Source organism: Thauera sp. 63 (assembly GCF_000310165.2).
Taxonomy (GTDB): domain Bacteria; phylum Pseudomonadota; class Gammaproteobacteria; order Burkholderiales; family Rhodocyclaceae; genus Thauera; species Thauera humireducens.
The window spans coordinates 13,924-36,123 of the sequence record NZ_AMXC01000026.1; the positions used below are offsets into that span (position 1 = coordinate 13,924).

17 protein-coding genes are annotated in these 22,200 nt (G+C 69.2%); 13 read left to right on the plus strand and 4 right to left on the minus strand.

Annotated features, from left to right (window positions below; genetic code table 11):
- Positions 1–3: 3 nt before the first annotated feature.
- The 3 genes from C664_RS16215 to C664_RS16225 are packed head-to-tail and all read left to right on the plus strand — an operon-like array spanning position 4 to position 5,718.
- Complete coding sequence (locus tag C664_RS16215; protein ID WP_004264190.1) at positions 4–3,168, plus strand: efflux RND transporter permease subunit; 3,165 nt, start codon at positions 4–6, stop codon at positions 3,166–3,168.
- A gap of 13 nt (positions 3,169–3,181) precedes the next feature.
- On the plus strand, positions 3,182–4,600 hold the full coding sequence (gene adeC, locus C664_RS16220) for an AdeC/AdeK/OprM family multidrug efflux complex outer membrane factor (protein ID WP_004264193.1): 1,419 nt from the start codon (positions 3,182–3,184) through the stop codon (positions 4,598–4,600).
- Positions 4,597–5,718 (plus strand): CobW family GTP-binding protein, encoded by a 1,122-nt coding sequence (locus C664_RS16225; protein WP_004264196.1) that lies wholly within the window; start codon positions 4,597–4,599, stop codon positions 5,716–5,718. The genes adeC and C664_RS16225 overlap by 4 nt, the downstream gene beginning before the upstream one ends.
- Positions 5,719–5,745: 27 nt before the next feature.
- Here the strand turns inward: C664_RS16225 and C664_RS16230 are convergent, their stop codons facing one another.
- Both C664_RS16230 and C664_RS16235 read right to left on the minus strand, forming a co-directional pair.
- Positions 5,746–6,222, minus strand: a complete 477-nt coding sequence (locus tag C664_RS16230) for a hypothetical protein (RefSeq protein ID WP_004264199.1) — start codon at positions 6,220–6,222, stop codon at positions 5,746–5,748.
- 49 nt (positions 6,223–6,271) lie between these two features.
- Positions 6,272–6,748 carry a bacteriohemerythrin gene (locus tag C664_RS16235; protein WP_004264202.1) on the minus strand — a complete coding sequence of 159 codons (477 nt, stop codon included), beginning with the start codon at positions 6,746–6,748 and terminating at the stop codon, positions 6,272–6,274.
- Positions 6,749–7,007: 259 nt separating this feature from the next.
- Here C664_RS16235 and C664_RS16240 point away from each other — a divergent pair, with 259 nt between their 5' ends.
- The 4 genes from C664_RS16240 (at position 7,008) to C664_RS16255 (ending at position 11,725) form a co-directional block, all read left to right on the plus strand.
- The gene (locus C664_RS16240) at positions 7,008–8,432 is read left to right on the plus strand and encodes a DUF2868 domain-containing protein (protein ID WP_051019160.1); all 1,425 of its coding nucleotides are present in this window, start codon (positions 7,008–7,010) and stop codon (positions 8,430–8,432) included.
- Positions 8,432–9,853: a GTPase/DUF3482 domain-containing protein gene (locus C664_RS16245; RefSeq protein ID WP_004264207.1), complete on the plus strand. Its 1,422-nt coding sequence runs from the start codon at positions 8,432–8,434 to the stop codon at positions 9,851–9,853. The genes C664_RS16240 and C664_RS16245 overlap by 1 nt, the downstream gene beginning before the upstream one ends.
- A gap of 94 nt (positions 9,854–9,947) precedes the next feature.
- Positions 9,948–10,994 (plus strand): hypothetical protein, encoded by a 1,047-nt coding sequence (locus tag C664_RS16250; RefSeq protein WP_004264209.1) that lies wholly within the window; start codon positions 9,948–9,950, stop codon positions 10,992–10,994.
- A 119-nt stretch (positions 10,995–11,113) separates the two neighbouring features.
- Positions 11,114–11,725 (plus strand): hypothetical protein, encoded by a 612-nt coding sequence (locus tag C664_RS16255; RefSeq protein ID WP_004264211.1) that lies wholly within the window; start codon positions 11,114–11,116, stop codon positions 11,723–11,725.
- 21 nt (positions 11,726–11,746) lie between these two features.
- On the opposite strand, the gene C664_RS16260 is transcribed toward C664_RS16255, so the two are convergent.
- The gene (locus C664_RS16260) at positions 11,747–12,031 is read right to left on the minus strand and encodes a type II toxin-antitoxin system HicA family toxin (protein ID WP_004264213.1); all 285 of its coding nucleotides are present in this window, start codon (positions 12,029–12,031) and stop codon (positions 11,747–11,749) included.
- A gap of 57 nt (positions 12,032–12,088) precedes the next feature.
- Positions 12,089–13,750: an ATP-binding domain-containing protein gene (locus C664_RS16265; protein ID WP_004264216.1), complete on the minus strand. Its 1,662-nt coding sequence runs from the start codon at positions 13,748–13,750 to the stop codon at positions 12,089–12,091.
- 156 nt (positions 13,751–13,906) lie between these two features.
- On the opposite strand from C664_RS16265, the gene C664_RS16270 reads away from it, so the two are divergent.
- The 6 genes from C664_RS16270 to C664_RS16295 all read left to right on the plus strand — a co-directional run.
- Positions 13,907–14,527, plus strand: coding sequence for a MarC family protein (locus C664_RS16270; protein WP_004264217.1), 621 nt, complete (start codon positions 13,907–13,909; stop codon positions 14,525–14,527).
- 116 nt (positions 14,528–14,643) lie between these two features.
- Positions 14,644–16,689 (plus strand): TonB-dependent receptor plug domain-containing protein, encoded by a 2,046-nt coding sequence (locus C664_RS16275; protein ID WP_198291542.1) that lies wholly within the window; start codon positions 14,644–14,646, stop codon positions 16,687–16,689.
- An 8-nt stretch (positions 16,690–16,697) separates the two neighbouring features.
- A complete protein-coding gene (locus C664_RS16280; RefSeq protein WP_004264221.1) occupies positions 16,698–17,624 on the plus strand; it encodes an ABC transporter substrate-binding protein in 927 nt (308 codons plus the stop codon).
- The gene (locus tag C664_RS16285) at positions 17,621–18,934 is read left to right on the plus strand and encodes a sensor domain-containing diguanylate cyclase (RefSeq protein WP_038012150.1); all 1,314 of its coding nucleotides are present in this window, start codon (positions 17,621–17,623) and stop codon (positions 18,932–18,934) included. Before C664_RS16280 ends, C664_RS16285 begins: the two co-directional genes overlap by 4 nt.
- 74 nt (positions 18,935–19,008) lie before the next feature.
- A complete protein-coding gene (locus C664_RS16290; protein WP_004251208.1) occupies positions 19,009–20,331 on the plus strand; it encodes an IS1182 family transposase in 1,323 nt (440 codons plus the stop codon).
- Positions 20,332–20,596: 265 nt separating this feature from the next.
- Positions 20,597–22,200, plus strand: a 1,604-nt coding sequence (locus C664_RS16295) for an exodeoxyribonuclease V subunit gamma (RefSeq protein WP_004264227.1), incomplete at its 3' end; no start/stop codon positions are given.

Consider the following 22,200-nt stretch of genomic DNA (forward strand, 5'->3'; position numbering starts at 1 on the left):
ACCATGGCCCGCTTCTTCATCGACCGACCCATCTTCGCGTGGGTCATCGCCATCGTCATCATGCTGGCGGGCGCGCTGTCCATCCAGCAGCTGCCGGTGTCCCAGTACCCGTCGATCGCGCCGCCCGCGATCGTCATCAACGCCCGCTACCCGGGCGCCTCGGCCAAGGCGGTCGAGGACTCGGTGACGCAGATCATCGAGCAGAAGCTCACCGGCCTCGACGGCCTGCTGTACATGAAGTCGACCAGCGACGCCTACGGCAACGCCTCGACCACGCTCACCTTCTCCGCCGACACCGACCCCGACATCGCCCAGGTGCAGGTGCAGAACAAGATGCAGACTGCCCTGCCGCTGCTGCCGCAGGCCGTGCAGCAGCAGGGCGTGACGGTCGCCAAGTCGGCGATGAACTTCCTGATGGTGGTCGGCTTCGTGTCCAGGGACAACTCGATGACGGGCACCGACCTGTCGGACTTCCTGGTGTCCTCGGTGCAGGATCCGCTGTCGCGGGTCGATGGCGTGGGCGAGGTCCAGGTGTTCGGCGCGCAGTACGCGATGCGCGTGTGGATGGATCCGGCCCGGCTCACGAACTACCGCCTCACCCCGGGTGACGTGCGTGCCGCGCTGGTGGCGCAGAACACCCAGGTGTCCGCCGGCCAGCTCGGCGGCACGCCGGCCGTGCCCGGCCAGGGCTTCACCGCCACGATCACTGCGCAGAGCCGGCTGCAGACCGTGCAGGAGTTCGAGGACATCCTGCTGCGCAGCAGCGCGCAGGGTGGCGAGGTGCGCCTGAAGGACGTCGCGCGCATCGAGATCGGCGCCGAGAACTACGGCACCGTCGCCCGCTTCAACGGTCAGCCGGCCGCGGGCGTCGGCATCCGCCTGGCCTCCGGTGCGAATGCGCTCGACACCGCGACCGCGGTGCGCACCAGACTCGACGAGATGCAGCGCTACTTCCCCGAGGGCGTGGAGTACGTCGTCCCCTACGACACCACGCCCTTCGTCAAGATCTCGATCGAGTCGGTGGTGATGACGCTGATCGAGGCGGTGGTGCTGGTGTTCCTGGTGATGTACCTGTTCCTGCAGAACTTCCGCGCCACGCTGATCCCCACCATGGCGATCCCGGTGGTGCTGCTCGGCACCTTCGGCCTGATGGCCGCCTTCGGCTTCTCGATCAACACGCTGACCATGTTCGGCATGGTGCTGGCGATCGGCCTGCTGGTGGATGACGCCATCGTGGTGGTCGAGAACGTCGAGCGCGTGATGACCGAGGAGGGCCTGCCGCCCAAGGAGGCCACCAAGCGCTCGATGGACCAGATCACCAGCGCGCTGATCGGCATCGGCCTCGTGCTGTCGGCGGTGTTCGTGCCGATGGCCTTCTTCGGCGGTTCCACCGGCGTGATCTACCGTCAGTTCTCGATCACCATCGTGTCGGCGATGGCGCTGTCGGTGCTGGTGGCGATCGTGTTCACCCCGGCCCTGTGCGCGAGCATCCTGAAGCCGGTGGAAAAAGGTCACGAGCACGGCGAAGGCGGCCTGTTCGGCAAGTTCTTCCACTGGTTCAACCTGAAGTTTGATCGCAGCACCAAGGGCTACGAGTCGGCCGTCGGCGGCATCCTCAAGCGCAGCGTGCGCTTCCTCGCCATCTATATCGCCATCGTCGCGGTGCTCGGCCTGCTCTTCGTGCGCATGCCCACCTCCTTCCTGCCCGAGGAAGACCAGGGCGTGATGTTCAACCAGGTCGTGCTGCCCGCCGGTGCGACCCAGGAGCGCACGCTCGAGGTGCTGAAGAAGGTCGAGCAGCACTTCCTCGAGACCGAGAAGGACTCGGTGCGCGCGATCTTCACCGTCGCCGGTTTCAGCTTCGGCGGCAGCGGCCAGCACATGGGCGTCGGTTTCGTGAACCTGAAGCACTGGGACGAGCGCACCGCCCCCGGCCAGGACGTCAAGTCGATCGCCGGGCGCGCGATGGGCGCGTTCGCGCAGATCCGCGAGGCGATGGTGTTCGCCTTCGTGCCACCGGCGGTGATCGAGCTCGGCACCTCGGGCGGCTTCACCGTTCAGATGCAGGACCGCTCCGGCCTCGGACACGATGCGCTGCTAGCCGCGCGCAACCAGTTCCTCGGCATGGCGGCGCAGGACAAGCGCCTGGTCGGCGTGCGCCCGAACGGCCAGGAGGACATGCCGGAGCTCAAGCTCGACATCGACCACGCCAAGGCCGGCGCGCTTGGGCTGTCGATCGCCGACATCAACGACACCCTGTCGACCGCCTGGGGCGGCAGCTACATCAACGACTTCCTCGACCGCGGCCGCATCAAGAAGGTCTACCTGCAGGGCGACGCCCCCGCGCGCATGACGCCCGAGGACCTCGACAAGTGGTACGTGCGCAACAAGGCCGGCGACATGGTGCCGTTCTCGGCCTTCGCCACCGCGCACTGGACCTACGGCTCGCCACGCCTGGAGCGCTTCAACGGCCAGCCGTCGATGGAGATCCTCGGCCAGTCGGCGCCGGGCCTGTCCTCCGGCGAGGCGATGCAGGCGGTCGAGGACATCATGGCGAAGATGCCGCCGGGCATCGGCTACGACTGGTCCGGTACTTCGTACGAGGAACGCCGCTCCGGCTCGCAGGCGCCGGCCCTCTACGCCCTGTCCCTGCTGGTGGTCTTCCTGTGCCTGGCGGCACTGTACGAGAGCTGGTCGGTGCCCTTCGCGGTGATGCTGGTGGTGCCGCTCGGTGTGCTCGGTGCGCTGCTCGCCGCCACCGGTCGCGGCATGTCCAACGACATCTACTTCCAGGTCGGCCTGCTCGCCACCATCGGCCTGTCGTCGAAGAACGCGATCCTGATCGTGGAGTTCGCCAAGGCGCAGATGGAGGAGGGCAAGGACCTGATCGCCGCCACGCTGACCGCGGTGCGCATGCGACTGCGCCCGATCATCATGACTTCGCTCGCATTCGGTTTCGGTGTGCTGCCGCTGGCGACGGCCACCGGCGCCGGTGCCGGCAGTCAGAACGCGATTGGCACCGGCGTGCTGGGCGGCACCATCGCCGCCACCCTGCTCGGCCTCTTCTTCGTGCCGCTGTTCTACGTCGTGATCAAGCGCATCTTCCCGGACAAACCGCGCGAAGATGCGGATGCTGTGTCCGTTCCGGCCGCTCAGGAGGGCCGCTGACATGAGAGTTCCGATGACTCCGCTTTCGGTTCGCGTTCGCAGCCTCGTGGTGGCGCTGTCCGCCGCCACGCTCGGTGCGTGCTCGATGATCCCCGCGTATGAGCGGCCGGCCGCGCCGGTACCCGCCAGCTTCCCGCAGGCCGCCCCGGCCGAGGCTTCGGCTGCCACGCAGCAGGCCGAGGCCATCGCCTGGCGTGACTACTTCGCCGATGCCCGTCTGCGCGAGGTGATCGCCCTGGCGCTGCAGAACAACCGCGATCTGCGCGTCGCCGCGCTCAACATCGAGCGCGCGCGGGCACAGTACGGCATCCAGCGTGCCGACCTGTTCCCGACCATCACCGCCGGCGGGGGACAGAGCGCGCAGCGCGTGCCGGGCGACCTGAACAGCTCGGGCGAGTCCGCGGTCAGCCGTCAGTACAGCGCCAACCTCGGCTTCGCCTCGTACGAGCTCGATTTCTTCGGCCGCGTCCGCAGCCTGGAGGAACAGGCGCTGCAGGTCTATCTCGGCACCGAGGAGGCACGCCGCAGCGCCCAGATCAGCCTGGTGGCCGAAGTCGCCAACGCCTGGCTGCGCCTGGCGGCCGACCGCGAGCGCCTCGCGCTGGCGCGCAGTACCTTCGACACCCGGCAGAAGTCCTTCGAGCTGACGCAGCGCAGCTTCGACGCCGGTGCAGTTTCGGCGCTGGACCTGCGCCAGGCCGAGACCCTGCTGCAGACCGCGCGCGCCGATGCCGCCCGTTACGCCGCGCTGGTGGCGCAGGACGAGAACGCCCTGGCGTTGGTCGTCGGCGCGGGCGTGTCGGCGGAACTGCTGCCGCAGGGGCTCGATGCGGCGATCGCCAGCGTGGCCGTGCTGCCCGCCGGCGTGCCGTCCGAAGTGCTGACCCGCCGTCCCGACGTCGTGCAGGCCGAATATGCCTTGCGCGCGGCGAATGCCAGCATCGGCGCGGCGCGCGCGGCCTTCTTCCCGTCGATCACGCTCACCGCCACGGTCGGCACCGCCAGTGCCTCGCTCGACGGCCTGTTCGAGAGCGGATCGCGTGCGTGGAGCTTCATGCCGCAGATCCGCATCCCGATCTTCGAGGCCGGCCGCCTGCAGGCCAGCCTGGACGTGGCCGAGATCCAGCGCGACATCACCATCGCGCAGTACGAGAAGGCGATCCAGTCGGCCTTCCGCGAGGTCGCCGACGCGCTGGCCGATCGCGCCACGCTGGCCGAGCAGCTCGACGCGCGGCGCAAGTTGGTCGAGGCCACGCAGAAGAGCTTCGAGCTGTCCGAGGCGCGCTACAAGGGCGGGGTCGACAGCTACCTGAACCTGCTCGACGCGCAGCGTAGCCTCTATGCCGCCGAGCTCGAGCTGATCTCGGTCCGCCTGTCCGATGCCACCAACCGGGTTGCGCTATACAAGGCGCTGGGTGGAGGCTGGCAGTGAGCACCACACCCGCCGCCGAGGACCATCGCATCCCGGTGACGGTCTTCACCGGCTTCCTCGGCGCCGGCAAGACGACGCTGCTGAACCACCTGCTGCGCCAGCCCGAGATGGACGGCTGCGCGGTGCTGATCAACGAGTTCGGCGAGGTCGGGGTCGACCACCATCTGGTCGAGAAGGTGGACGAGACCCTCGTCGTGCTCGATTCGGGCTGCATCTGCTGCAGCGTGCAGGGCGATCTGGTGCGGGCGCTGAAGAGCCTTTTCATGCGCGCATTGCGACGCGAGCTGAAGGGTCTGAAGCGCGTGCTGATCGAGACGACCGGGCTCGCCGATCCGGCGCCGGTGATCCACACGCTGATGTCCGATCCCTTCCTCGCCGAGCGTTATCGCATCGACGGCGTGGTGACGGCGGTCGATGTCACGCATGCCGTGGATCAGCTCGCCACGCACGCCGAGGCCGTGCGACAGGTGGCGATGGCGGACCGCCTGCTGCTGACCAAGTGCGATCTGGCCGACGAGGCCGGGCGTGGGGCGCTGGCGGAACGGCTGGCGGCGCTGAATCCGGGTGCGCGCCAGATCGAGGTGGCGCAGGGCGTTGTGGCGCCGGATGCGCTGTTCGAGTGCGGGCTGTACGACGCGGCCGGCAAGCACCCGGACGTCGCCGCCTGGCTGGGCGAGGAAGCCGCGCGTGCCGCCCGTCAGCGCGCAGTGAGCGCGGCGCCGGTGTGGCGCAAGGGTGGGGCGCAGGCGGCGGTGGTCACGCACGACGATGGCCCGCCGCGCCACGATGCGGGCGTCCGCAGCTTCGTGCTGACTTTCGATCAGCCCTTGTCGTGGTACGAGTTCTCGGATGGACTGGGCTTGTTGCTGCAGGTCTACGGCGCACGCATCCTGCGCCTCAAAGGGCTGCTCAATGTCGTGGGTGACCCGCTGCCGCGGGTGCTGCAGTGCGTGCAGCACAGCCTGTATCCGACGACCAGCCTGCCGGCCTGGCCCGGCACGCCGCCCTACGATGATCGCCGCAGCCGGCTCGTCTTCATCGTGCGCGACCTGTCCGAGGACGAAGTCGTCGCCATTCTGGGCAGCTTCACCGGCCAGCCGCCGCTGCGCGCCGACTGACGACCGCCGCGCCGCACGCGCGGCAGCTCATTCGCAGGCGGCGCGGCATTCGCCGCTGGTGCAGTCTTCCACTTCGATCTTGCACGCGGCCTTGGTGCGATGCACCAGGCGGTGGTCGTTGTCGTAGTCGCACATCAGCCGTGTCAGGCTGCCCTTGCGTTCGACATGCATGCGCTTCGCGGGCGATGCGCGGATCGCGTCCGGGGCCACGTTGCACGACAGGTAGCCGTCGAAACGGCCGTCGGCCGATTCCCACCGCGCTGTGTTCTTGACTTCGCGATAGTTCTCGAAGGTGGCGCAGGTCATGACGTCACGGCCGTATAGCCGGGCGTTGTCGCTGCAGAATCCCAGGTAGGTGTAGCGCAACTCTTCGTCTGTCGGGCATGCGGCGACCTGCGTTGCCGCAGACAGATCAGGGCAGCCCAAGGACTCGGCGCTGGCGGGAGCGCTCGCGAGCAGGGCGCCGAGCACGAGGGCAAGCAGGGAAGCAGTCGTAATCTTCATGGGGCCGGTTGCGGAGGGAAGTTGAAGGTGTCCTGCGAACCGGCCTTTTTTACCAGAACTTCCACCACCACTTGCGCTTTTTCATGGCGCTCTCGACGTGGTCGGACCATTGGGTCTCGCCGCCGTGGGCCATGAAGTGCACGCCGAAGCGCTTGTCGGCTTCGTTGATGTGCCGCATCAGCCAGACCTTGAGGAAGTGCAGCAGTTCGAAGGTGATCGCGGCCTGGCCGTTGTCGAGCTTCTCCTGCAGCGCCTGGACCTGGCCGATCAGATCCTCGTGGTTCTGCTTGTGCATCTCGAAGTCGGGATAGTTCGACACCCGCATCAGGCTTTCCTCGACGGCGAAGTGCGTGCGCGTGTAGTCGGCAAGCTTGTCGAGGATCTTGCGCGAGGTTTCCGAGCCATGATGCTCCTGGATCGCCGTGTGCAACTGGTTGAGCAGGTCGACGAGTTCCTTGTGCTGCTCGTCGATCTCCTGGATGCCGACACCGAATTCGTCGGTCCAGTGGAACAGTTCGGTTGTCATGGACGTCTCCGCAAATCAACAATGCCCGCAGGCTAGCCCGCACAGGCCGCCCTGGTTTGATCCTTGTCAAAGCCGGCGCTTTTTCGGCTGCTCTTGAGGGGCAAAACGGCGTCGTGCGAGGAATATGTCACGGTCGTGGCGCGGTGCCCGCGTGCGTTGCGCCGCAGGGCGGTCACGTGGTCGATGGCGTGGTCGGCAGCGCTGCGGATTGGCGGCGAGGTTGTTATCCTGTCATGGACTCACACGCCACCGACTCCTCTTGCTCCCATCCCGCTCGCTTACTCCCTTCGAATCCCGCTGGCTCGCCGAGGTGGTGCGCCGGCATGAGGAACGGCATGGGCCGCTGGACGACAGGGCTCAATGCCTCGTCGCGCGCGCGGCAGCGGCGGATCTCGAAACCCGTATCCTGCATCGGGCCGATGCGATCGGCGTGCGCGAAGGCTGGCGCGACGCCATCCTGCACTGGCACGGCCGTGCGCGGCTGGTGCTCGCGGTGGCGGCGGTGCTCGCACTGGTGTTCGGTTTCGGCGCGGCCGCTGGCGTGCTGGGGGACGGTAGCCGGCCGGTCAATGTGGTGTGGACGCTGGGCGGGCTGCTCGGAGTCAATCTTTTCAGCCTGCTGCTGTGGCTGGTGGCGACCGCGCTGCCCGTACGCGGCGGCATGCCCCTGCGGGGCGGTGCGTTGGGCGGCGTGTGGCTGCGCGTGGTGGCGGTGCTGGATCGTTCGCCTGTCGCGGCCGCCGTGCTGCAGGCGCTCGTCGGTCTCACGGCTCGCACGCGTATCGCCCAATGGGGGCTGGGCTGCATCACGCATGCGCTATGGGCGCTGGCGCTGGCAGGGGCGGTGGCCGGCGTGCTCGCGCTGCTGGCCACGCGGCGCTATGGCTTCGTGTGGGAGACGACGATCCTGCCCGGCGAGCTTTTCGTCGGGCTGACGACGGCGCTCGGCGCCTTGCCGGCCCTGGCCGGCTTCCCGGTGCCCGATCCGGCGACGATCGTTGCCAGTGGGGACGCGCCGATGCTGGACGAGGCGGGCCGGCGTGCGTGGGCCGGCTGGCTGATCGGTGCGCTACTGGCGTATGGGCTGTTGCCTCGGCTGCTGCTGGCCCTGGCCTGTGGCGGACTGTGGCTTGCGGCGCTGCGCCGGCTGAGGCTGGATCTGGCGCGGCCCGGCTATGCGCGGCTACGGGCGGTGCTGATGCCGGACAGCGAACGCATCGGTGTGAGCGATCCCGAGCCTGCGATCATGCCGCGCCCGCTGCGCCATGCCGCACACGCCGGCGCCAGCGGTACCGCCGCGCTGGTGGCGCTGGAGCTGGGGTCGGATGTGGCCTGGCCGCCGGCGCAGTTGCCCGCCACGCTGGATGCAGGACGCCTGGACAGCCGCGAACAGCGCCGCGCCGCGCTGAGCCGCTTTGCCGCCGACGCGCCGGGCCGCCTGCTCGTGGCCATTGATCCGCGCCGTACGCCCGACCGCGGCACGCTCGGGCTCATTGCCGAACTGGCCGAGCACGCCGCGGACACGCGTGTCTGGGCGCTTGGTGGCGATACCGCCCGTCTCGCGCTGTGGCGCGAGGGGCTCGCCCGGCTCGGTTTCGCGCCCGAGGCGCTGATCCTCGACGCTGCCGCGGCGCAGTGCTGGCTCGGCGGGCATGATGCGAGCGCAACGGAGGAGGCGAGGTGATGAGCAGCATCCTGCGCGTGGCCGTCGTCGGCCATACCAACACCGGCAAGACCTCGCTGCTGCGTACCCTGGCGCGCGACGTGGACTTCGGCGAGGTGTCGGATGCGGCGGGGACGACGCGCCACGTCGAGGGCCTGCGCCTGATGGCTGACGGCCTGCCGGCGGTCGAACTGTTCGACACGCCGGGCATGGAGGATGCGATCGCGCTGCTCGAGTTCGTCGATGCCCTGGCTGCCCCGGGCGAGCGGCTCGACGGTCCGGCGCGCATCGAACGCTTCCTCGCCACGCCCGATGCACACGGCCGCTTCGAGCAGGAGGCCAAGGTGCTGCGCCAGATGCTCGCCAGCGATGCAGCGTTGTACGTGGTCGATGCGCGCGACCCGGTGCTGCCCAAGCATCGCGACGAACTCGGTCTGCTGGCGGGCTGCGCGCGGCCCTTGCTGCCGGTGCTCAACTTCGTGGCTTCGCCCGAGGCGCGCGCGACCGACTGGCGCGCAGCGCTGGCGCGGCTCAACCTGCATGCGGTGGTCAGCTTCGACACCGTGGCGCCCGCGCTCGACGGCGAGCGTGAGCTGTTCGAGACGCTGGCCACGCTGATGCACGACCACCGCCCGGCACTGCAGCGGCTGATGGACGCTCGTGTGCGCGAGGCCGAAGAGCGTCGCCGGGCGGCGCGGCAGCTGGTTGCGGCGCTGCTGCTCGAACTGGCTGCCTGTCGCGACCGTGTCGGCGACGCCTCCGACGCCGCACTGGCTGCGGCCGTCGCGCGCCTGCGCGATGCGGTGCGCCAGCGCGAGCAGGCCTGCGTCGATGCCTTGCTCCGCCTCTACCGTTTCCGCCCTGGCGACGCGCGCGCGAGCGAACTGCCGCTTACCGACGGGCGCTGGGACGACGACCTGTTCAATCCCGAGACCCTGCGCCAGATGGGCATCCGCGTGTCCACCGGCGTGGCCGCGGGCGCGGCGGCCGGCGTCGGCATCGACCTGATGACCGGTGGCCTCACGCTCGGCGCGGCCGCTGCGCTCGGCGCGGTGGCAGGCGGACTGTGGCAGACCTTTGGGCACTACGGCGAGCGCATCGCCGCCCGCCTGCGCGGCCACCGCGAACTCACGGTGGACGACGCCATCCTGCGTCTTGTGGCGCTGCGCCAGCACCAGCTGCTCGGTGCGCTCGAGGGGCGCGGCCATGCGGCGCTCGCGCCGATCGAGCTGAAGGGCGAGGCGGCGGTGGGCGACGATGTGTTCGACGAGGTCGCCGAAGCCTGGCGGGACGGGCCACTGCCTTATGCGCTGGAAAGGGCGCGCGCCCATCCCGAGTGGGCGCCGGGTGGTGGAGGCATGGCGCGTGACCGGGGGGGCGAAGGCGAGGGCGACGATGCGCGTGAGACCGCACTCGCCGAGCTGGCCGAGCGCCTGCGTTGAGCGCGGTGCTGCGCGGATTCGTCGTGCCGCGCTCAAGTCTTTGATCCGCCGGCCGTTAATACCCCAGCGTCGTTCTGCGCCTGAGGTGCCTGCTGTGAAAATCGCGTCATTCAATGTCGAGTTGCAATCGTCCCGCCAGTTCAGCCAGTCCTTCGAGACGAGCGAGCGGCTTGAGGTGTGGCGTGGCGATGCCGCCCTGCCCGAGGTCCGCCAGGACGGCGTGAACATCTCCGCCGCCGGCCGTGCCGCCCAGCTTGCGGATGCGGCCACTGCCGATACCCGGGCGGCGGATTCGGCCAGCCTGGACGACGCGGCCGAGCACGATCCGAAGCTGTCGATGCTGATCCGCATGATCGAGTTTCTCACCGGCAAGCCGGTGCAACGCTTCAGCGCGCGCGATCTGGAGCGCCTGCAGGCAGCCGACGCCGAGCTGTCGCCGGGTGCCGGCGGCCGTGCCGCGGGCGGTCAGGGCGCCGGCTTCGGCATGGCCTACGACTTCAGCGCCACCTACGCCGAGTCAGAGACCACCTCGTTCGCGGCCTCCGGGGTGGTGCGCACCGCGGACGGCGCGGAGATCCGCTTCGAGCTGGGCTTCACGATGTCGCGCAGCTACAGCGAGTCGGTCTCGGCCAGCCTGCGCGTGGGCGAGCAGCGCGTGAAGGACCCGCTGGTGCTCGATTTCGGCGGACCCGCATCGGCCCTGTCCGACCTGCGCTTCGACTTCGATCTCGACGGCGACGGCACCAAGGAGCAGTTGCCGATGGTGGGGGGCACGGGCTTCCTCGCCTTCGACCGCAACGCCAACGGGCGCATCGACGACGGGCGAGAGCTCTTCGGCCCGGCGAGCGGCGACGGTTTTGCCGAACTCGCCGCGCTCGACGACGATGGCAATGGCTGGATCGACGAATCCGACGCCGCGTGGTCGCAACTGCGCGTCTGGCAACCCGACGCCGAAGGTCGCGGCCGGGTGCAGACGCTGAAGGAGGCGGGCGTGGGCGCCTTCTACCTTGGCCGCGTCGACACGCCGTTCAGCCTGCGCAACGCCGCCAATGAAACGCTGGGCGAGATGCGGGCGAGCAGCATCTACCTGCGCGAGGACGGCCGCGCCGGCACCGTAAGCCAGATCGACCTCGCGGTCTGAGCACCCCGCCAGCGCGGCATGTGCCGCCGACCGCCGGCGGACCTGAGCCGTATCAAGGCGGGGGGCGGCAGGCTGAGGACAATGCAGGCTTCGTCCTCAATTGTGCCCGGAGCGTGCCTGTGAAATTCCCCGCCTTCTTCGACCAGGTTCCCACGCTGCGCGTGCGCGATGCGCTGGCGGCCTTTCTCGGCGCGGCCGATGATGGCCTGCTGGAGTACGGCTATGCCGACGCGGTCAAGCTCGCCGGTCATTCGTGCCCCACGGTCGCGTCCGCCTACGTGCTCGGCTGCCGCGCGCTGACCGCGCTGTATCCGGACAGCCTGCCCGAGCGCGGGGGCGTTCGCCTCGCCTTCGCCAGCCGCCTGGAGGAGGGGGTCACCGGGGTGACCGCCAGCGTACTCACCTTGCTCACCGGCGCTGCCCAGGACGGCGGCTTCAAGGGGATCGGCGGTCGGTTCGCGCGGCGCGGGCTGCAGGATTTCGGCCACGAACTGCCGTTGTCGGTCCGCGTCACCCGCACCGACACCGGCGCGGCGGTCGACGTCGCGTCCGACCTGTCGCACGTGCCGGCCCACCCGGACACCATGCTGCTGCTCGGCCGCTGCGTGCGCGGCGAAGCCGACGAGGCCGAGCGCCAACGCTTTGCCGCGCTGTGGCAGGACCGCGTTGCCCGCGTGCTGCTGCAGCACTGGGACGACGATGCCGTCTTCAGCGTGCGCGCCGCGGACTGAGCGACGCGCACTCGCGAGTCGCTACTCGCCGCGCGCCTGCTCGTCGTAGAGCGAAGGCGTCACGCCCGCGCCGGCGAGGAACTCGCGCAGCTGCTTGACCGCCTGCTTCGGAAAATCGCCGCCGTGGTGCGGATGGTGCAGGAAGAACTCGTGGCGGTTCAGCACCACCCGAAAGCGCGCGCCGTGGGCGGATTCGACGGTCGCGCCCAGATGGGTCAACAGCGATTCGACCTCGCGCCAGTGCAGGTTGCCGCTGGGCGGTTCATGAAAGATCGCCTGCAGGATGCTGCGGTGCTTGTGGCTCATGCTGGCCTCCGTCTTAGGGCTGCGGTGTCCTCATCTTAGTCCCGCGCAGCCGGCGCATCACCCCGGCGCGAGGTGGGCCGTCGCCCGCTCCGATGGCACCAGGATCAGCTTCATCGTCGCCCGCGTCGCGCCGACGAAAAGCTTGCGCATGATCAGTTCGTCCATGGCCCCGTTCGTTGTCTCAAAGTCGATCTCGGTGAAGATGATGCAGGGCGCCGACTGGCCCTTGAAGCGATAGACCGAGTCGATCAGCAATTCGCCCTGCGAATGCTCGGGTTCGCCGAGCAGATCGTAGCGGCCGGTGAAGGCGCGCAGGCGGTGCGGGCCGAGGTGCTCCAGCGGGGTGAAGCGCGAGTGCTCGCGGCCGCGGAAGGTGAGCAGCACGATCATCTCGCGCCGGAAGCCCAGGCCCAGCGCGCGCGTGATGGCGCGCTTGGTTGCGTCCAGCAGGCTGGCGTCGTCGTGCCAGGCCAGCACTTCGGGCTCGCTGTCGGTTACCGGGCTGCCGGCGCGGATCGGAGCGGGCAGGGGCAGGCGGGCATTGAGCAGGGCGAGGACGTCGGCCGGCGTGCGGTAGTTGGTGTCGGCGGTGAGCCGCACCCAGCCGGGCAGCGCGACGGCGGGACGGTCGTACAGGTTCTGCAGCGGGTCTTCCAGCCACCACGCGCGGCCGCCGGGCTTGAGCAGGGCGAGCAGCGCGTCGCGCCAGGGCTCCATGAAGTCCTGGCCTTCATCGATGATCAGCTCGTCGAACTGCCAGGCCGGCTCCGGTTGCGTCGCGACCAGCGCGGCGAAATCGGCCTCCATGCGGCGGAAGGCACCCGGCGCGCCGAAGCGGGGCGGCCGGCCAGCATCGCGCAGGCGGCGGTCGCACAGCTGGTGGAAGGTGGCGACCTCGCCGCCTGCGGGGGCGATGCGGGCGAAGTGGTCGGCCAGCGGACGGTTGTAGCAGACGTACAGCGGCCGGCGACCGGCGGCGAGCGCGTCGGTGTAGGCGGCCAGCGCGAGCTGGGTCTTGCCGCTGCCGGCGGTGGCGACGACGCGCAGGCGGTGCGGCGTCATGTCGATGCGGCGCGCCCATTCGGTCAGGCCGCCCGACAGCCGCGTGGTGAGGTCGTCGGCCTGGCCGGCATGGGCCTGCACGTCGGGCACCAGCTCCAGCACGTCGGCGAAGAAGCGGTGCAGCGCCTGCAGCCGGGCGGGCTCGGGTGGCGGGTCGCCGTCGTGGTGGGTCAGGCCTTGCACGGTGGCGAAGAAGGCCTCGCGCCGGCTCGCGTCGACGATGCGCGCCGGGTCAAGGCCGGCGCTGCCGGGCTGGCGCACCGTGTAGTCGGGGCAGTAGAGCAGGATCTCGAGTTGCGGCTCGGCCCCGTCGAGCAGCGGACGCAGCCGGGCGCGCAAGGCGTCGGCGCTGCGCGCAAGTTCATGGCTGACGTGCTGGGGGCGACGACGGCCAGGGCGCATCAGCCCCTGCGCGGTCTCGTCGAGGAAGCCGGCGTGTTGTTCGATCAGCAGCACGCGGCCGGTCGGGCCCATGACGACGAAGGCAATGTCGCCGAACACCAGGTGCGCGCCTTCGGCGCGTGTCCAGTGCAGGCCGTGGTAGATGGTCCAGTCGCGCGGCAGCGCCGCGGCGAGCTGCTCGAGGGTGGCCCTCTCGCGACCACGGGCGCCGGTGGCGGGGAGCTGCTGCCAGCCTTCGGGGTGCGTGCGGGCCATGGCGCCTTCGGTCGTGGAAGCCCCGGAACACGGGGGCGGGTTACTGAGTGCCGCAAGTTTAACAAGCTTGTGAGTGCCGCAAGTTTAACAAGCTTGCGCTATCCTCCACGCCCTGCACCGGCCGCGCATCAGCGGCGTGCACCGGAGCCGGAACCCATGGAAACGCTGAAGGTCTTCATCACCCTGCTGGCCCTGATCAACCCCTTCGGCGCGATCCCGATGTTCCTCAGCCTGACGGCGGGCCAGTCGGCGCACGAGCGGCGGAGCACGATCAACACGGCGGCGATCGCCACCGCGATCGTCATCGGCGTGGCGGCACTGTTCGGCCAGGGGCTGCTCGGGGTGTTCGGCATCTCGATTCCCTCGCTGCAGGTGGGCGGTGGCATCCTGCTGTTCATCCTTGCGCTGAACATGTTCAATGCCGAGCCGGGACGCATCCGCTCCACGCCCGAGGAGCAGCACGAGGCGGCCGAGCGCTCCAGCATCGCGGTGGTGCCCCTGACCATTCCGCTGCTGACCGGCCCCGGAACGGTCAGCACGGTGATCATCCATTCCGAGCGTGTCGAGCATTGGTGGGACATGCTGGCCTTGCTGGTGATCGGCGCGATGATTGGCGCGGTCGTCTGGGTGTGCTTCCGCATGGCCGGGCGCATCAGCCGCTTCGCCGGTCAGACGGGGCTGAACATCATGACCCGCCTGATGGGTCTGGTGCTGGCCGCGCTGGCAGTGGAGTTCGTCGCTGACGGCGTGCGTGCGCTGGCGGCCAGCAGTACCTGATGGTCGCGTCCCTGTGTGAGGATTGTCGCGCTCGACCGTGCGCCGGGGTGGACGCCGCGGGCTGGCGCCTGCAAAGTTGCGACGCTGGAAAAACTCTTGTGCCGAATGGAGTTAACGTGCCTGTCCGCAGTCCCTTTCGCTTTGCCTCCCTGGGTATCAGCGCGCTCGCTGTGTCTGCTCCCATGCCCGGCGCGCTGGCGGCGGATGCGTTTTTCGACGACATCCCGATCGTGCTCACCGCCTCGCGCATGGCGCAGTCGACGGTGGATGCGCCGGTTGCGGTGACGATCATCGACCGCGAGATGATCCAGGCCTCGGGCTTCACCGAGATCCACGACCTGATGCGGCTGGTGCCCGGGTTCCTGGTCGCGGACTGGGCGGAGGGGTCACCCACGGTGGCCAACCACGGCCTCGGCGACGCGTACGACCGTCGCATCAAGGTCATGATCGACGGGCGCACCGTCAACAGCCCGCTGTGGGGCAATACCAACTGGCAGGACCTGCCCCTGCGCGTGGATGATCTGGAGCGGGTCGAGGTGGTGCGGGGGCCGAATGGCGCCGCGTATGGCGTGAATGCCTTCCAGGCGGTGATCAACCTCATCACGCGCTCACCCTCGACCGAAAGCGGGGCGCGGGTGATATCCCGCCTGGGCAAGGATGGCTTCTACGACCACGGTTTCCGGGTCAACGGCAGTACCGAGTCCCCGATCGACTGGCGCCTGTCGGGTTCGCATCGGCGTGCGGACAACTTCCGCAATTACCTGGACGACGGCGGCGACGTGAATCCGCGCGAGACCATTGCCCGCTCCGTGCTCAACTTTAGTGCGACTGCGCAGTTGTCGACGCGTGACGAACTGGGGCTCATGCTGGGACTCAGTGACGGAACGAGCGATCGCGGCATTCCCGGCGACCTCGAGGAGCCGCTGCGGGAGGACGATGCACGCTCGAACTTCCTGCATCTGAGCTGGCGCCGGAGCTTCGCCGTCGATTCCGAGCTGACGGTCCAGTACTACCATCAGGACGAACGGATGCGCGCGTCCTGGCTCAATACCCGCTACCCGCCGCTGGTGATTCCGCTCGACATGAACAGCGACGTTCGCCGTGACGACCTCGAGGTGCAGTACAGCGCGACGCTGTCGCCGGTGTGGCGCTTCATGGTGGGGGCAGGCGTGCGGCGCGAGGCGGCGCGTGCGCAGTCGATGTTCAACACCCGTGGCACGCTCAGCGGCACCAGCAGCCAGCTCTTCGGCAGCGTCGTGTGGTCGCCGGTCGAGCGCCTGAAGCTCGACCTCGGCGGCACGCTCGAGGACCATCATTACAGCGGCTCGCTGTTTTCGCCGCGATTCGCGCTCAATTACGCGCTCACGCCAGAGTCGGCGCTGCGCCTGTCGGGCGGGGTGTCGTACCGGACACCGTCCTTGGTCGAGTCCAATGCCGAGCAGGTGTTGCGCATCGGTTCGCAGATCAAGCAGCTCTTCCTGCGGGCTGGAGAGGATGTCCAGCCCGAGCGCGTGAGGCACATCGAGATCGGCTACGCGGCGATCTTCCGCGAACTCGGCTTGGGGCTCGATGCGCGGGCCTTCCACAAACGCTATACGGATTACATCGACGACCAGAGTTGCTACTACCGGGTACAGCCGGGGCGACGGATGTGCCCCCCCGCGCCAGCGGGCTACGTCCCGTTCGAGCATGATCTGAACAGCAGCCGCGGGCCCCGCTCCTTCCTGATCCAGAACGCTGGCAGCTTCACGATGACGGGGGGCGAGTTCAGCGTTGACTGGCACCGGTCGGGCTGGGGACGGGTCGTGCTGTCGCAGGCGGTGATCGACATCGACGCCGACCGCGACATCCTCGATCCGGACTTCGAGACCAGCGCGCCGACCTCGATCACCTCGCTGTTGCTGGTCAAGGAGCTGCCCGATCGCTGGCGCGCGAGCCTTGGCTACTACCGGCACGCGGTCATGAACTGGCTCAACGATGGCGACAGGGTGCCCGAGCAGGATCGCTTCGACCTCAAGCTGGCTCGCAGCTTCGGTGCACCCGGTTCGGGCAGCGAGGTGGCGATCGTCGCGCAGAGTCTCGGCGGGCGTTACGTGGATTTCCACGAAGGGCGCTATCGCCATGAGCCCCGGCTGTTCGCAAGCCTCAACCTGAGCTGGTAAGCCCGCCGATGCATCGAGGGTGGGGGCTCCGCGTTCGCATCTGGCTGCTGGCCGGGTTGCTGATCGGCCTTGCCGCACCCGTCCGCGCCGCGCTGGACGTCGCCGTTGTCGTATCGCAGCGGGACGGGCCGCATGCCGCTTTCGCGCAGGCGTTCATTCGCGCTGCGGCGGGGCTGGGCCATCGCGTATTCGATGCCGGGTCGCCGGCCGAGGGGCTCGACGACGTGGCGCTTGCCCGCGCCGACCTCGTCGTGACGAGCGGCGATGCGGCCCTCGCCGCCGCGCTGCGCCTGCAGGCGCGCCCGACGCTGGCCGTGATGATCGGCCAGTCGCGCTTCGAGAGCCTGCGCCAGGCACATCCGGAGCGACCCTTGTCGGCATTCGTGCTTGATCAGCCCCTGGAGCGCCAGTTCCGCCTGCTGAAGGCGGTGCAGCCCGACGCTCGGCGCGCGGGGGTCCTGCTCGGTCCGGAGCAGGGGAACCTGGCCGCCTTCGAACAGGCGGCGACACGGGCAGGCCTCGGCCTGGTCGCCCAGGTGGTTGGCGATGAAGGTGCGTTGATCCGTGCGCTGGAGACGGTGCTGCGCGACAGCGACAGCTTCGTCGCGGTACCGGACGCCCTGTTGTCGACCCCCTCCGCGGCACGCTCCATCCTGCTCACCAGCTACCGCTTCCAGAAGCCGATCGTCGCGTTCTCGCGCGCCTACGTGAGCGCGGGGGCGCTGGCGGCCATCTTCATTACACCGGAACAGGTCGCCGCCGACCTGATCGCGTGGCTGCGCACGCAGAAGGACGACGATGTCCAGCTGCCGCCGCCGCGCGGACCGGCCTCCTTCGATATCGCCGTCAACCGTCAGGTTGCCCGTGCGCTCGGCTTGAGCGTGGCGGACGACGCTGAACTGCTGCGCCTCATCGCTACGGGTGACCAGCCATGAATCCTGCAAGATTGCCCCTGCGCCAGCGCCTGCTGCTGACTGTCCTGCTGCCTGTGACCTTGCTTGTCGCCGCAATGGCAGGACTGTTCCTGCAGCGCGGCGAGCGCATGACCCAGGACGCGATCATCGAGCGCGGTGTCGCCATCGTCAGTTTCTTTGCGCCGGCCGCGGAGTACGGCGTGATTTCCGGCAATGCAGGCATCCTCGATGGCCTGCTGCAGGCCTTGGTCGCGCAACCCGATGTCGCCGCGGTGGCGCTCTACGAACGCGGCGGCGAACTCATCGCCTCCCACGGCGAGGCGCGACTGCTCGATCCGGCGCGCGTCAAGGCGGTGCGCCAGCCCTCCCGGCTCGAGCAGCGCGACGGTCGCAAGGGCTTCGCCGCGCCGGTCATCTCGGTGCCGCTGGTGGTCGACGAGATCGGGGGGCAGGAGGCAGGTGTGCCGCTGCCGGTCGGCTGGGTGTACGTGGAACTCGACACGAGCGAACTCGACGCCGAGTGGCAGGCGACGATGCTGAGCACCCTCGGCCTCGCCTTCGTGACCTTGGTGTTTGCTGCACTGCTTGCCACGCGGCTTGCCAACCAGGTCGGGCATCCGGTGGCGCGCCTGGTCGATGCCGTGCGGCACATGGCGGCGGGCGATCTGGACGTGCAGGTGCCCGACCAGGCCGCCAGCGAGGAGTTGCGCGAACTGCAGCAGGGCTTCAACTCGATGGCGCGCGCCATTGGCAGCGCCCACAAGCTGATGCAGGCGAAGATCGACGAAGCGACTGCGCGCCTCGCCCATCAGGCGCTGCATGACCCGCTGACGGCCTTGCCCAACCGCCGCGCCTTCGAGCAGGCGCTCGAAGAAATGGTCGTCGCCTCGCGCCGTGCGGACGATCGTGGCGCGCTGTGCTTCATCGACCTCGACCGTTTCAAGGTGGTCAACGATACCGCTGGCCATGCCGCCGGCGACGCGCTGCTGCGCAAGGTCGCGGACCTGATCCGCCAGCGCCTGCGCGCCGAGGACATCGTGTGCCGTATCGGTGGCGACGAGTTCGCCATGATCCTGCGCGGCTGCACGAGCGCGGATGCCTACCGCATCGCCAACGGCCTGTGCGAGGCGGTGCACGAGCTGCGCTTCGTGTGGGAGGGTAGCGAATTCCGCATCGGCGCCAGCATCGGCTTCGCCATCATCGACGGCACGATGGAGAGCGTCGCCGAGGTGCTGCATGCGGCCGACCATGCCTGCTACGTCGTCAAGCGCCAGGGGCGGGGCCGCGTCATGGAGTACCAGCCCGAGCTGCCGGCGTCGTCCGCGGGCTAGGAGTCTGCGCGGCAGAAGCCAAGCGTCGGTGAGTTAAGTCCTCCCGGGCGTTTCGGGGCCGGTAGACTGTCGAGATGACGAGCTATCTGCCCTATTGCCCGCAGCAGCAGATGCTGCTGCCCCAGGCGCTGCAGGAGTGGCTACCCGAAGGCCACTTGGCGTACTTCATCAGCGACGCGGTCGACGGGTTGGACCTGAGCGCGTTCCACGCCCGGTATGCCGGTGGCGGACCGCGCAACCAGCCGTTTCATCCGGCCATGATGGTCAAGGTGCTGCTGTATGCGTACGCCACGGGCGTGTTCAGTTCGCGCAAGATCGCGCGCAAGCTGCACGAGGATGTGGCGTTCCGGGTCCTGGCGGCAGACAACTTCCCGGCCCACCGCACGCTGAGCGACTTTCGCGCTGTCCATTTGAAGGAGCTGAGCGAGTTGTTCGTGCAGGTGGTACGACTGGCCCGCGAGATGGGGCTGGTCAAGCTCGGGACGGTGGCCATCGACGGCACCAAGGTCAAGGCAAACGCCAGCCGCCACAAGGCGATGAGTTACGGCCATATGGTGAAGGCGGAGGCCGAGTTGAAACGGCAGATCGAGGCGCTGCTCAATCGGGCCAAGGCCGCCGACGACGCCGAGCGGAACGAGCCCGAGCTGGATGTGCCGGCCGAGATCGCGCGGCGCGAGGCGCGGCTGACGGCGATTGCTGAAGCCCGGGCGCGGCTCGAGCAGCGCCAGCGCGAGGCCGATCAGGCGCGCGGGCGCAGCGACGATGACGACCGTCGCCCGCGCGGCGGTGACGGCAAACCGAAGGGCGGGCGCTACAAGCGCGACTTTGGAGTGCCCGAGGACAAGGCGCAGGAGAACTTCACGGATCCGGACAGCCGCATCATGAAGCGCGCCGGCGGCGGGTTCGATCCGAGCTACAACGCCCAGACGGCGGTCGACGAGACCGCCCACATCATCGTGGCGGCCGAACTGACCAACAACGCCAGCGACGCCGGGCAACTGGCGGGGGTACTGCAGGCCGTGCGCGACAACGTCGAACAACGACCGCGCCAGGCGCTGGCCGACACCGGCTACCGCTCGGAGCAAACGTTCCGGGAACTCGACGGGTGCGGGACCGAACTGGTGGTGGCGCTGGGCCGGGAAGGCAAGCGCCGACTCGGTTTCGACCGCGAACGCAATCCGCACACCGCACAGATGGCCGACAAGCTCGAGAGCGAGGCGGGCAAGAGCGCCTACCGAAAACGGAAATGGATCGCCGAACCGCCCAACGGCTGGATCAAGAACGTGTTGGGATTCCGGCAGTTCAGCCTGCGGGGCCTGGAGCGCGTCAAAGCGGAGTGGAAGCTCGTCTGTATGGCGCTGAACCTGCGCAGGATGAGCACATTGAGGACGGCATGACGGGAAAAGGGGGCAAACCTGTCCCCGTTGCCGTCCGGCATGCGCGCCGCGACGTCGCAAAGCAACTTAACCACGGCCTCAGTCTCTTGCCGCACCTCTCGGTTCGCCAATCGTTCTGCTAAAAAACACGCTCTGGAGTTCTGCCGCGCAGACTCCTAGGCGGACGCGTGCCGGGCCGCGCCGGGCGCTGCCCGTATAATCGGGGCCCGACCCGACAGCCCGCCGCCGGTGCCGCGTCCCCCATGCGCAGCCCGGCGGCCCGATCATGTTCCATCTGAGCTTCTCGAACCGCTTCGAAATCCTGCTCGACGCCCTGCTCGAAGGCCTTGCGGCGGAGCAGCCGGGGCCGTTCGGCCAGCGCCAGGTGGTGATTCCGAGCAGCGCGCTGCGGCGCAAGGCGGAGTTGGCCGTCGCCGACCGCGAAGGTGTCTGCGCCAACCTGCGCTTCGACTACCTCGCGCAATGGCTGTGGCAGCAGATCGGCCGCGTCGTGCCGGTGCCCGAGCGCTCGCCCTTTTCGCCAGCCCTGCTCGCGTGGCGGGTGTATGTCCTGCTCGATCCGGCCGACGCGCGCGGTGCATGGGTGGCGGCGCATCCGCGGCTGGGGCGCTACCTCGAGGGGGCCGATGCACGCATGCGCCTCGAGCTGGCGACGCGCATCGCCCGCGTGTTCGACCATTACCTGACCTACCGGCCGCGCTGGCTCGAGCAGTGGGCCGGCGGGCAGGGCTCGGTGCTGGAGGCGGGCGCCAGCGCGCTCGAGCGCGAGGACGAGGCCTGGCAGGCGGAACTGTGGCGTCGCATCCGCGAGGGCCTGGCGCTGCGCCAGGAACATCCGGCCCAGGCCTTCCTGCGCCGCGTCACGGCGATGTCGCGCGACGAGCTTGCCGCGGTCGGCTTGCCGGCCTCGGTGCATGTGTTCGGCCTGCCGGCGCTGCCGCCGCTCTACCTCGACATGCTGCGCGAGCTGTCGCGCGTGGTGGAGGTGCGCCTGTACGTGCTCAACCCCTGCCGCGAATTCTGGTTCGACATCGTCGATGCGCGCCGCCTGTCGTGGCTGGCGGTGCAGCAGAAGGACATGTTCTTCGAGACCGGCAACAGCCTGCTCGCGGCCTGGGGCAAGCAGACACACGCCCACATCGGCCTGCTGTTCGAGGGCCAGCACGCGGTCGAAGAGGACGCGGCCTTCGCACCCCATCCCGGCCGCCACCTGCTGGCCCAGCTGCAGAACGCGATCCTCGACCTGCAGGAGCTGGCGCCGGCCAGCGTGCGACTGGCGGCCAGCGACCGCAGCATCGAAGTGCATGTCTGCCATTCGCGCACGCGTGAGCTGGAGGTGCTGCACGACCGGCTGCTCGGGCTGTTCAGGACGCATGCGAACACGCCCGAGGCGCTGCGCCCGTCCGACGTCGTGGTGCTGATGCCCGACCTCGAAGGCGCCGCGCCGCTGATCGAGGCGGTGTTCGGCACCGCACCTCCGGCGCGCCGCATCCCGTGGCGCATCACCGGCCTCGGCGGCACGCGCGAGAGCCCGGTGGCGAAGGTGCTGGACCAGGCGCTGCAGCTGGCGGCCGGACGTTTCCCCGCGAGCCGCGTTTTCGACCTGCTGCAGCAGGCGCCGGTGGCGGCGCGCTTCGGGCTGGACGAGAGCGGGCTCGAGACGGTCCACGACTGGATGCAGGCGGCCGGCGTGCGCTGGGGGCTGGACGGCCAGGAGGGCGAAGGCGCGCCGTCCGCGCAGCATTCGCTGGATGAAGGCCTGCATCGCCTGTTCCTCGCCTGGGCGGCGGGCGGGGCCGCCCAGCAGGCGAGCTTCGCCGGCCGCATCGGCGCCGCGGCGCCCGAGGGGCAGGCAGCGCTCGCACTCGG